The sequence below is a fragment of the Selenomonas dianae genome, assembly GCF_030644225.1.
Lineage (GTDB): Bacteria > Bacillota > Negativicutes > Selenomonadales > Selenomonadaceae > Centipeda > Centipeda dianae.
This window is the reverse complement of sequence record NZ_CP128650.1, coordinates 886877-897968: the sequence shown is the minus strand read 5'-3', so window position 1 is coordinate 897968 and position 11092 is coordinate 886877. Positions and strand designations below refer to the sequence as shown.

Sequence of the window (11092 nt, the reverse complement as noted above, 5' to 3'; positions counted from 1 at the left end):
TCCTCCTTACTTCGCGGGCGTAACTGCGCTCGCATTAAAGTTAGAGGAATCTCCCTCAAGCGAGAATCCCATCTCATCTGCCGTCACCATCGTCACGGCAAGATCACCACCCTCCTGAAGCGTCGTGAGTCCTTCGACTACAACGATGTCGGAGGAATCGAGCCCATCCTTGACGACATAGTAGCTGCCAATCTTGTCTCCGAGTGTAATCGTACGTGCAACCGCCTTGTTGTCAGAGCCTACGAGCATGACAAACGACTTGCCGAGGAGCTGCTGAACGGCACGCTCCGGAACGAGCACGGCATTTGGAATCACGTCACCAATGAGGCTGACGCGTGCGAACATCCCGGGCAGAAGCAGCCCGTCCGGGTTGTCAAAGAGCGCCTTGACCGTCAGCGTCCCCGTCTGTGCCGCAAGAGCGCGGTCAGAGGTAACAATGTGACCGATGATCGGATACTTCGAACCGTTCGAAAGCGTCAGCTCCACGATAGTCGCACCAATGCCGCCCGTCTTTGCCGCTTGTTCCACGAGATCCAGATACTCGTTCTCTGAGAGGCTGAACTGTGCAAAGATCGGATTCGATGTCCCCATGGAAACGAGCGTCGTCGTACCCGCCGAGACGAACGTCCCCATCGCCACATCGTCCACGGAGAGCTGCCCCGACATAGGCGCATAGATCACAGTATCATCGAGGTTCTCCTGTGCCTGACGCACGAGTGCCGCATTCGCCGCAACCGCCGCCTCGTAGGCATTCACCTGCGCCTGCTGCGTGGAGAGCGTCTGCTCGGACACCGCCGCGCTCGCATAGAGCTGCTGATAGCGGGCGAGATCCGTCCGTGCATTCCCCAGTGTCGCCTCCGACTGTGCAAGGACAGCCTGTGCCTGGAGGAGCGCACTTTCGTACTGACGGGAGTCGATGCGGTAGAGGGGCTGCCCCGCCACAACAGACTGACCGCCCACAATGTATTTTTCCACAATACTGCCGGACACACGGGACTGGATCTTCACCTCGTCCGTGCCCATGATCTGCCCCGCATAAACGTGCGTGAGCGGCGTGTCCTGACGCAGGACATTCATTGCCTTGACCGTCGTCGGACGTGCGCCCCCCGCCTTCTTATCTGCGCCGCAGCCGGACAGAAGCGTACCAAGCGCGAAGATCGCGGCGACCAGAATACCAAGACCTTTTCGGTTCTCAAACAAACAAAAAACCTCCTCTTTTTCCCATTCCCCACATAAAAATGCCGATAAGCGCCTTTATGAAAGAAGGGCAGGCATCCCATCGGAACCCCCTGCCATAGCAAATTCATATTATCGGAGCACGAAAAAAAAGTCAAGGAATGTTCTTCCCTTCAAGGTGAAGTTTAACTGAACTCTAAGAGATTACAAATTCGTCCCGCTCTTGATCCGGCTCAGCGCAGCGGCAGCCGCATGCTGTTCCGCCTCCTTCTTGCTGCGCCCCGTCCCCTCCCCCATGTGCTTCCCATCAATGCGGACAAGAGTTGTGAAGCGCTTGTCATGGTCAGGACCCGATTCGCCGATCAGTTCATAGGAAATGCTCGCATGACGTTTCTGCTGGATATATTCCTGCAAGGTCGTCTTGTAATCCCGCGCGACGTGTGACCGCTGCACAAGCTGAACCTCGGCGGAGAGCTGCCGCGCAACATAGTCCCGCGCCGTCTCCCATCCGCCGTCCAAATAGACCGCACCGATCACTGCCTCGAACGCATTCTCAAGGTTGTTCTGCCTCTGAGCGCCGCCTGCCATAAGTTCTCCGCGCCCAAGCAGAAGATAGCTGCCAAGATCGAGCTTCCGTGCAAGCCTTGCAAGCGTATCGCTTTGCACAAGACTTGCACGCATCTTCGTGAGTTCTCCCTCGGTACAGTCCGGAAAATGCGCATACAAATACGTGCTGGAGGCAAGCTCCAGCACGGCATCGCCCAAAAATTCGAGGCGTTCGTTATGAGGTATGACCGCCTTCGCCTCATTCGTATAGGAGGAATGTGTCAGTGCCTCATCCAACAAAGAGAGATTGCGAAAGGAAACATCCATTTGTACAGAAAGGCGCACAAGAGCTGTGCGCCTTTCTTCCGTTATTTTATGTGCCATCGGATTACTTCTGATACTTCTTGACGACGAGGCAGGCATTGTGTCCGCCAAAGCCAAAGGAATTGGAAATCGCCGCACGAACAGTCTTGGAACGCGCAGCATTCGGCACATAGTCAAGATCGAGCCCTTCGTCCGGCGTCTCATAGTTGATCGTCGGAGGAAGCATATCGTTCTCGACCGCAAGTACCGATGCAATCAGCTCGACACTGCCGGCAGCCCCGAGCAGATGCCCCGTCATCGACTTGATCGAGGAAACGGCGACATCCTTCGCCGCCTCGCCCCAGACCGTCTTGATTGCCTCCGTCTCACAGAGATCATTCATATGGGTGGATGTGCCATGTGCGTTGATATAGTCCACATCCTCCGGCTTCAGCCCTGCATCATTGAGTGCAAGCTGCATACACTTCGCCTGATACGCACCATGCGGAGCCGGGCTCGTAATATGGTAGCCATCCGAGTTCGAACCGTAACCGATCAGTTCCGCATAGATATGCGCACCGCGTTCTTCAGCGTGCTCAAGGGTCTCAAGCACGACAAGCCCCGCACCCTCGCCCATGACGAAGCCCGAACGGTTTTTGTCAAAGGGGCGGGAGGCATGCGCGGGATCATCGTTATGATCCGTGCAGAGCGCCTTCATCGCCGCAAAACCTGCGCTCGCCGCCTCGGAGATGCTTGCCTCCGTACCGCCCGCGAGCATGATGTCCGCCTCGCCGTGCTGCATCACGCGATAGGCATCGCCAATGCAGTTCGAGCCGGTCGCACACGCTGTCACCACGCAGGACACAGGACCGTGCAGACCGTAGTTGATTGCAACCTGCCCCGCCGCCATATTGGCAATCATCATCGGAATGAAGAAGGGACTGACGCGCTCAGGGCCCTTGTCGAAAAGACGCTCGTATGTGCTGTGCATCGTTTCGATGCCGCCGATCCCGGCACCGACATAGGCACCGATACGGTCATGGTTCTCATTGTCAAGATCAATCCCCGCATCCCTGAGCGCCATACCCGCCGACACAACAGCAAACTGCGCATAGCGATCCATGCGCTTTGCCTCTTTCTTGTCGATGTATCCGTCGATGCTGAAATCCTTGACCTCGCCGGCGATCTGCGCGGCGTAGCGCGTCGCATCAAAGCGCGTGATCCGCCCGATGCCGTTCTTGCCGGCAAGGAGTGCCTCCCAAAACGCATCCTTGCCAATGCCGATCGGCGTGATCGGGCCAACCCCCGTAACGACAATCCTCTTCTTCAAACCAACCGACTCCTTTCCTGGAGCTTGCACCCTAGTTCGCTTCCTCAAGCTGCTGTTTCAGCTCCTCAAATATCTCATGAACCGTCAAAATCCGATCAATGCGCGGCATAAATTCACCTGTAAAGACAAGCCCGGTCTCAAGATCTCCCTGCTGTGCACGCGAAAGTGCACGGATGATGCAGAAGTGGTGGTCACACTGCTTGAGGCAGCGGTCACACACCTTGGGTCGTACAGGTCCATCCATGATCCGCGCAGAAAACGGCGTACGCACAGCACGCCCCGGCAGTCCCACAGGGCTGTGGATGAGGACAATATCATCCTTTTTCGCCTTCAAATAGTACTGCTTGAGCGACGGTGCCGCATTGGATTCCACACACGCAGCAAAACGCGAACCGAGCTGTACGCCGTCCGCGCCCATCTTGTGAAGATCTGCAATATCCTGTCCCGTCAGAACGCCGCCGGCCGCGAAGATCGGAATCTTTACCGCCGCACGGACATCGGAAATGATATTTCGCACGGACTGATCCGTGCCGAGATGTCCGCCCGCCTCTTTGCCCTCGACCACGACAGCCGCCGCACCGAGTTTCTCGGAGATCTTTGCCAGCTTTGCCGTGGAGACAATCGGCACGATCGGCGTGCCGGATTCCTTACCAAGCTGAAACATATCGCGGGAGAAGCCCGCACCTGCGACAACGAGATCAATGCCCTCGTCAATCGCGATTTTAACGGCATCTGCAAAATCACTTGCAGCAACCATCTCATTGATGCCGATAATCCCATGGGGAGAAAGTGAGCGAGCAAGTCGGATCTCATAGCGCAGTTCCTGCGGCTTCATGCCGGACGCTGCAATCAGTCCGATCCCGCCCTCATTTGCAGCGGCAGCTGCGAGCCGCGCCGTCGTAAGGCGGATCGCCATACCGCCCTGAATGATGGGGATGGCGGCAATTTTGTTACCGATCCTCACCTCGGGTAGTCTCATATAAGCCCTCCAATCGGGAGAGTATGCTTCACAGCAGCACAGCGTTCATCAAACGCCAATCTCTCCGCAAGAAGTTTTGACTCCCCCCTCCAACCATTGCTCTCAAATATCCCGCCGGCCGGAAGGCGGATGTATCACAGCAGGGCGTTCATCAGCCCTGATTGTATGCAAATTTAATGATGTCTTTTGAGAAAAATCCCGTGCGCCTGAGCTGTCACGGGATTTCTCTAAAAGACCGTTTGTGTGCACAGTTGCGGTCAAATGCCGCTGCGACTTACTTGTTCTGATCGATGTAGTTGACGACATCCTGAACCGTCTTAATTTTCTCAGCAGCCTCGTCGGGGATTTCTACATTGAATTCCTCCTCGAAAGCCATAATGAGTTCAACGATGTCGAGCGAATCCGCGCCAAGATCGTCAATGAAGGTGGACTCGAGAGTGACTTCATCAGCCTCCGAGCCAAGCTGCTCGACGACGATGTCGCGAACCTTGTCAAACGTTGCCATGCGTGTTCACCTCCTTTAATAGATGTTGTTATATGCTACATAACCATACCGCCGTCAACATTCAGCGTCTGGCCAGTAATGTACGATGCTGCATCACTTACGAGAAAGAGAACAGCATCGGCAACATTCTCCGGTTTTCCGAGTGCCCCAAGGGGGATGCCCGCCACGATTTTCTCACGAATCGAATCCTTGAGAACCGCCGTCATGTCGGTGTCAATAAAACCGGGAGCAACGACGTTGACCGTAATCCCGCGCGGCGCAAACTCCTTTGCCGCAGCCTTTGAGAAGCCGATTACGCCCGCCTTTGCGGCGGCGTAGTTCGTCTGCCCCACGTTGCCGATCTCGCCGACTACGGAGGAGAGATTCACAATGCGCCCACTGCGCTGCTTCGTCATAAACTTTGCAGCCGCCTTGGTACACGCATAAATCCCCCTCAGATTCGTTCCGATCACTGCGTCGAAATCCTCATCCTTCATACGGAGAAGCAGCGTATCGCGCGTAATCCCCGCATTGTTGACGAGGATGTCGAGCCCGTCGAGCTGCTCATGCACACGCGTGACCATCTCGGCAGCGAGCACACTGTCTGAAACATCTGCCTGTACGAGCATCGCCGTACCGCCCTGCTCCTCGATGAGCGCCTTGACTTCCTCTGCGGCAGCCTGATTGCCCGCATAGTTGACGGCAACCTTCGCTCCCTCCTGTGCAAGCCGAAGGGCAATCGCACGACCAATGCCGCGTGATCCGCCCGTAACAAGAGCAACTTTTCCCTCAAGAAGCATAAGTTTCCTCCTTAATCGCACCGAATTCATTTAATCATTACTTCTTTAATGTGTCAAGCGTTTTTTGCAGGGATTCCACATTCTCAACGTTCAGGTTCTTCAAGGCCTTGTCGATGCGCTTGTTGAAGCCCGCGAGTGTCTTGCCCGGACCACACTCGACATAGATGTCCGCACCGAAGTCGCGCATGGTATTCACACAGGCAATCCAGCGCACAGGATGATCCGCCTGAGCGACAAGGTTCGCCTTGATCTCCGCCGCCGTCTGCTGAATGCCGCCCGTATAGTTCGAAACGACAGGGAACGCCGCATCATGCAGCTGCACCTTGTCCAGCTCCGCCGCGAGTTTCTTTGCCGCCGGCTCCATCAGCGTCGAGTGGAACGGTGCCGAAACGGGCAGAATGACCGCCTTCTTCGCCCCCTTTGCCTGCAAGTCCGCAACCGCCTTCTCCACACCCTTTGCCGTACCGGCGATGACGGTCTGTCCCGGGCAGTTGAAGTTCACCGCCTGAACCGCACCCACTGCACTCGCCTCGGCGCACACGGAGATAATCGTCTCATCATCAAGACCGATGATCGCAGCCATTGCGCCCTCGCCCACAGGAACAGCTTCCTGCATATAGGCACCGCGCTTGTGTACGAGCAGAACGGCATCCCGGAAGGAGAGTACGCCCGCCGCAACAAGCGCGGCATACTCTCCGAGGCTGTGCCCCGCCGCGATCTCAGGTACAACGCCCTCACTGCGCAGGATCTCAGAGGCAATGACTGCGACCGTGAGAATCGCGGGCTGTGTATGCTCGGTCAGCTGCAGCCGGTCGGCAGGTCCCTCAAAGCAGAGCTTGCTGATGGAGTAGCCGAGTGCCTCATCCGCCTCGGCAAAACGTTTTTTTGCGAGATCATAGGCATCGAAGAAATCCTTGCCCATGCCGACAACTTGCGCTCCCTGTCCCGGGAACAAAAATGCGAGTTTTCCCATAGCTGAACTCCTTACTCACAGGTCTTGCGTGCTGCGTCAAACGCGCCCGGAAGTCCACCCACAATATCCGCGATGATCTGCGCGACCGGCTTGATGTCCGAAAGCATTCCGGAGATCTCACCGATCATGACCGAGCCGTTTTCGACATCGCCCTCGTGCGTTGCACGGTGCAGACTGCCGACACCAAGCTGTTCGAGCTCCTCATTCGATGCGCCCGCAGCCTCCATCTCCTCATACTTGCGGGAGAGTTTGTTCTGCAGAACGCGCGCGGGATGTCCGAGCGAACGCCCCGTGACAACCGTCGAGCGATCCTTTGCCTTGAGAACGGCGTTTTTGTAGTTCGGATGTGCAATGCACTCCTCGCTCATGACAAAGCGTGAGCCCATCTGGATCGCCTGCGCACCGAGCGCAAACGCCGCCGCCATACCGCGTGCATCACCGATGCCACCCGCACCGATGACGGGTACGTCCACGGCATCCACCACCTGCGGCAGAAGAGCCATCGTTGTGATCTCGCCAATGTGACCGCCGGACTCCGTGCCCTCGGCGATCACGGCATCCACGCCCGTGCGCACGAGGCGGCGTGCGAGTGCCACCGATGCAACGACAGGGATCACCTTCGAGCCGATCTCCTTGAGCGCCGGCACATACTCGCCGGGATTGCCCGCCCCCGTCGTAATGACGGGAACGCGTTCCTCAAGAACAACCTGCATGACCTCCTTGACAAAGGGGCTCATGAGCATGACGTTCACACCGAACGGTTTATCCGTCCACCCCTTGACCTTATGGATCTCGCTTCTGAGCGCGTCAGGCGGCATATGACCCGCACCGATCAGACCAAGACCCCCGGCATTGGAAACGGCAGAGGCAAGTTCCGCTGTGCCAATCCATGCCATGCCACCTTGGAAGATCGGATACCTGATGCCAAGCATCTGACAGATTGGATTGTGTTCAAACATTAATCCTTTTCCTCCTTCGCCCATTTCATAATACACGATGCCCACGTAAGTCCCGCGCCGAACCCTGCCAGGGCAATGTTGTCTCCCTTTTTGAACTGCTGCGCGTGCGCCGCCTCCGCGAGGGCGACAGGGATGGATGCGGCAGACATATTGCCGTAACGATGAATATTTATAATAACCTTGTCCATCGGCATGTGAAGCCTTTTGGCTGCCGCCTGGATAATACGGATATTCGCCTGATGCGGGACGAGATAGTCCAACTCCTCCCGCTGCATTCCCGCACGTTCGAGAGAAGTCTCCACGGTGCGTCCCATGACCTTCGTCGCAAATCGGAACACCGCCTTGCCGTCCATGTGAACGTAGTTGAGTCGTTTTTCTATCGTCTCCGGTGTCACAGGACAAAGACTACCACTCGACGGAATGTCGAGGACATCGCCGCCCGCCCCGTCACTGCCGAGGTCAAAGGAGCGTATGCCATAGCCCTCCTCGACCGCTCCGAATACAGCAGCTCCTGCGCCGTCGCCGAAGAGAATGCAGGTATTGCGATCCTGCCAGTCCACGACCTTGGACAGGGTCTCACCGCCGATCACGAGAACATGGCGGTAAACGCCTCTCTCAATGAACTGTGTCGCAATGGAGGAGGCATAGACAAAGCCGGAACACGCAGCTGAGAGATCGAACGCCGCCGCATGTTTTGCTCCGAGGCGATCCTGCAGCACGCACGCCGTCGCGGGGATGATGCGGTCGGACGTGAGCGTCGCCATGATGATGAGATCCAGATCGGCGGCATCCACGTCCGCATCTGCAAGAGCCATCTCCGCCGCATGCTGCGCGAGCACGGAAACCGGTTCCCCCTCGGCAGCAATCCGCCGCTCATGAATGCCCGTGCGCTCAACAATCCACGCATCATTCGTCTGAACCATTTTCTCAAGGTCGAAATTCGTCAGCACCCGCTCCGGAACACAGTAGCCTGTTCCGAGGATGCCTGCACTGATCTTAGGCACGATCCGAATCCCCCTTCTTTGCCAGAGCATCACGAATCTGATCCAGCACTTTTCCATTCACATAGTCCACGGTCACGCCAATCGCACTTGCAACGGACTTGGCGTCCGACGATCCGTGACCGATCACACAGCAGCCGTTCACGCCGAGGAGCGGCGCACCGCCGTACTCCCTGACATCGAGCCGTTTGCCGAGGCGGCGCAGTGTCGGCATGAGAAGCAATGCCCCCAGCTTTGCCATCAGCCCCGCCCCGCGAATCTCCTCGCGGATGAGACCCAAAATTGTTTTCGCAAGCCCCTCCGCAAATTTTAACACAACATTGCCGACAAATCCATCACAAATCACAACATCGAAGTTTCCCTTTGGCACATCGCGACCCTCGGCATTGCCACAGAAATTAATATTGTGTTCCGCCTTGAGCAGCGGATAGGTTTCCTTCGCCTGTTCATTCCCCTTCGTTTCCTCCTCACCGATATTGAGAAGTCCGACGCGCGGGCGTTCGATGCCGAATACATGCTGTGCATAGAGCGAGCCCATGACAGCACTCTGCACGAGATGCTCGGGTCTGGAATCCACATTCGCGCCCGAGTCGAGCATGAGCGTCACACCATCGGGGGTCGGCATCGGTGTCGCAATCGCAGGACGACCGACACCGCGAATGCGATGCAGGATCAGTTGTGCCGCCGCAACCGCTGCCCCCGTCGAGCCGGCGGAGAACACCGCATCACAGCTGCCCTCCCTCACGAGGCGTGTCGCAACAACGATGGAGGAATCCTTTTTCGTACGCACCGCCTCGGCAGGATGCTCATTCATCCCGATTACCTCGGAGGCATGTACAACGGAGATGCGCAGAGCCGCAGCGTCCTCACCGTGAAGCTCCGCACGAATCTGCTTCTCGTCACCGATCAGCACAATCTCACAGTCATATTTCTTTGCGGCAGCCACCGCTCCCTGCACGATCTCCCTCGGTGCAAAGTCTCCACCCATTGCGTCAATCGCTATACGCATCCTGCACTCCCTTCCTCCATGCCGATCCCTCACCGCTGGAGGGATACCACAATAAATTTGGCGCGAAAAACCTCTTTGTCCTCGCGATAGGTCTTAACCCAGACAAAAATCTTATTGCCGCGAACCTTGACAATCTCCGCATATGCGATGACCGTATCCCCCTTCTTGATCGGGGTCTTGTATTTTACATTCGCAATCCCCGTCATGGCGACGGGTGCATCAATGATCGCAAGTGCCAGGGAGTTTGCCTGTGAGAACAATGCCGTACCGCGCGCAATCTCCGAATCCGCAAAGATGAGATCATCCGTGACCCGGAGCGCCGATGTCCCACGCACCCCCAGTTCGAGCGAGAGGAGATCACCGATCACCTCGGTGTGTGGAATCGCGCGCACCTTCTCACGTGCGTTCTCCGCGAGGCTGCGCACGCGTGCACGCAGTTCCGGAATGCCGAGCTCCGTACGGTCAAGCCGCACCGTCTGTACACTCACAGCAAGTTTTTTTGCCAGTGCCTCATCCGTCAAAAACGGTTCTTTCCGTACTGCCTTGACAAGTATTTCCTGCCGCCGCCGCTTCTTCTCCGTCATCGCCCCGCCCCTCTCCCGAATTTATGCAGAACACCACACATAAACCCGTTATTTTTTAGCACCTGCTGCTATCAATCTGAGCGAATTATACTAGGTACTAAAAAAAAATGCAAGAGAAAAGAGTAAAAAATAAAAGAGCTGCTGCAAAAAGTCCACAGACTTCTTGCAACAGCTCCGTATGGTTCTCATTCAGCCGCCTCGGCCACAGGCTTTCCGTCATAGAAACCGCACTCCATGCACACGTGATGCGGGAGCTTCGGCTCATGACACTGCGGGCACGACACATAATGCGGCGCTTCGAGCTTCCAGTTTGCACGGCGACGGTCACGGCGTGCTTTCGATGTTTTTCTCTTTGGTACTGCCACTTTGGATACACCTCCTTAATCGTTTTTGAACAGGCTTTCTAAAGCCGCCAGTCGGGGATCGGGAACGAATGCATCGCAGTCGCACATCCCCTCATTCAGGTTCTGCCCGCAGATCGGACAGAGCCCCTTGCAGTCAGACTTACACAGCTCACGCAGCGGCTCAGCCACAAGGAGGGTGTCACGTACGAGATCGTCCAGTACGATGGACTCGCCATCATAGAGTACCGCCTCATCCGTTTCTCCCGGAGTCTTCGCATAGTCCTCAGAAAAATCAAGCGCAATCTGCCGCTCCCCCTCCGCGAGGCAGCGGTCACAAATAAAGCTGCGGCATGTGCCGACCGTCCCCACAACGCGCAGAGACGATCCTGTGTTCATCACCGAGCCGTTCACACGAATCTCTCCGCGAAAATGCTCTGCACACTCCCCCAGATCAAGGGAGTCCGATGAAATCACAAAGGAAAATGCACGGCTCTCACCAAGCGGGAACGCAGTTCCCGAAACGTCCAGCTTCATCATAACGCATGACCTTTCACATTATAGCGACGGTTTTCGGCGTTGTCAAGGAGCGTTTTTCACGAAAATG

13 protein-coding genes are annotated in these 11092 nt (G+C 56.5%); all 13 read right to left on the bottom strand.

Features of this window, described 5'->3' with window-relative positions; all coding sequences use genetic code 11:
* Positions 1-6: 6 nt before the first annotated feature.
* Complete coding sequence (locus QU667_RS04390; protein WP_425541852.1) at positions 7-1158, bottom strand: efflux RND transporter periplasmic adaptor subunit; 1152 nt, start codon at positions 1156-1158, stop codon at positions 7-9.
* A 222-nt stretch (positions 1159-1380) separates the two neighbouring features.
* Positions 1381-2106: a ribonuclease III gene (rnc, locus tag QU667_RS04385; protein ID WP_304988109.1), complete on the bottom strand. Its 726-nt coding sequence runs from the start codon at positions 2104-2106 to the stop codon at positions 1381-1383.
* A 4-nt stretch (positions 2107-2110) separates the two neighbouring features.
* A complete protein-coding gene (gene fabF / locus QU667_RS04380; RefSeq protein ID WP_304988108.1) occupies positions 2111-3355 on the bottom strand; it encodes a beta-ketoacyl-ACP synthase II in 1245 nt (414 codons plus the stop codon).
* A 31-nt stretch (positions 3356-3386) separates the two neighbouring features.
* Positions 3387-4334: an NAD(P)H-dependent flavin oxidoreductase gene (locus tag QU667_RS04375; RefSeq protein ID WP_304988107.1), complete on the bottom strand. Its 948-nt coding sequence runs from the start codon at positions 4332-4334 to the stop codon at positions 3387-3389.
* A 274-nt stretch (positions 4335-4608) separates the two neighbouring features.
* Complete coding sequence (locus QU667_RS04370) at positions 4609-4839, bottom strand: acyl carrier protein (RefSeq protein ID WP_006689543.1); 231 nt, start codon at positions 4837-4839, stop codon at positions 4609-4611.
* A 35-nt stretch (positions 4840-4874) separates the two neighbouring features.
* The gene (gene fabG / locus QU667_RS04365; RefSeq protein ID WP_304988106.1) at positions 4875-5618 is read right to left on the bottom strand and encodes a 3-oxoacyl-[acyl-carrier-protein] reductase; all 744 of its coding nucleotides are present in this window, start codon (positions 5616-5618) and stop codon (positions 4875-4877) included.
* A gap of 37 nt (positions 5619-5655) precedes the next feature.
* A complete protein-coding gene (fabD, locus tag QU667_RS04360; protein WP_304988105.1) occupies positions 5656-6591 on the bottom strand; it encodes an ACP S-malonyltransferase in 936 nt (311 codons plus the stop codon).
* An 11-nt stretch (positions 6592-6602) separates the two neighbouring features.
* Positions 6603-7550: an enoyl-[acyl-carrier-protein] reductase FabK gene (fabK, locus tag QU667_RS04355; protein WP_304988104.1), complete on the bottom strand. Its 948-nt coding sequence runs from the start codon at positions 7548-7550 to the stop codon at positions 6603-6605.
* Positions 7550-8554, bottom strand: coding sequence for a beta-ketoacyl-ACP synthase III (locus QU667_RS04350; protein WP_304988103.1), 1005 nt, complete (start codon positions 8552-8554; stop codon positions 7550-7552). Before QU667_RS04350 ends, fabK begins: the two co-directional genes overlap by 1 nt.
* The gene (gene plsX, locus QU667_RS04345) at positions 8547-9560 is read right to left on the bottom strand and encodes a phosphate acyltransferase PlsX (protein ID WP_304988102.1); all 1014 of its coding nucleotides are present in this window, start codon (positions 9558-9560) and stop codon (positions 8547-8549) included. Before plsX ends, QU667_RS04350 begins: the two co-directional genes overlap by 8 nt.
* A gap of 29 nt (positions 9561-9589) precedes the next feature.
* Positions 9590-10144, bottom strand: coding sequence for a transcription factor FapR (fapR, locus tag QU667_RS04340; protein ID WP_304988101.1), 555 nt, complete (start codon positions 10142-10144; stop codon positions 9590-9592).
* 185 nt (positions 10145-10329) lie between these two features.
* Positions 10330-10509 (bottom strand): 50S ribosomal protein L32, encoded by a 180-nt coding sequence (rpmF, locus tag QU667_RS04335; protein WP_304988100.1) that lies wholly within the window; start codon positions 10507-10509, stop codon positions 10330-10332.
* A gap of 15 nt (positions 10510-10524) precedes the next feature.
* Positions 10525-11025 carry a YceD family protein gene (locus QU667_RS04330; RefSeq protein WP_304988099.1) on the bottom strand — a complete coding sequence of 167 codons (501 nt, stop codon included), beginning with the start codon at positions 11023-11025 and terminating at the stop codon, positions 10525-10527.
* Between the last annotated feature and the right edge of the window lie 67 nt (positions 11026-11092).

Bases quoted from the DNA above. Each gene is read 5' to 3' on its own strand.
- fabK (WP_304988104.1), bottom strand. From the start codon at position 7,550: ATGTTTGAACACAATCCAATCTGTCAGATGCTTGGCATCAGGTATCCG.
- fapR (WP_304988101.1), bottom strand. From the start codon at position 10,144: ATGACGGAGAAGAAGCGGCGGCGGCAGGAAATACTTGTCAAGGCAGTA.
- fabD (WP_304988105.1), bottom strand. From the start codon at position 6,591: ATGGGAAAACTCGCATTTTTGTTCCCGGGACAGGGAGCGCAAGTTGTC.
- QU667_RS04370 (WP_006689543.1), bottom strand. From the start codon at position 4,839: ATGGCAACGTTTGACAAGGTTCGCGACATCGTCGTCGAGCAGCTTGGC.
- QU667_RS04375 (WP_304988107.1), bottom strand. From the start codon at position 4,334: ATGAGACTACCCGAGGTGAGGATCGGTAACAAAATTGCCGCCATCCCC.
- rnc (WP_304988109.1), bottom strand. From the start codon at position 2,106: ATGGCACATAAAATAACGGAAGAAAGGCGCACAGCTCTTGTGCGCCTT.
- plsX (WP_304988102.1), bottom strand. From the start codon at position 9,560: ATGCGTATAGCGATTGACGCAATGGGTGGAGACTTTGCACCGAGGGAG.
- QU667_RS04330 (WP_304988099.1), bottom strand. From the start codon at position 11,025: ATGATGAAGCTGGACGTTTCGGGAACTGCGTTCCCGCTTGGTGAGAGC.
- fabG (WP_304988106.1), bottom strand. From the start codon at position 5,618: ATGCTTCTTGAGGGAAAAGTTGCTCTTGTTACGGGCGGATCACGCGGC.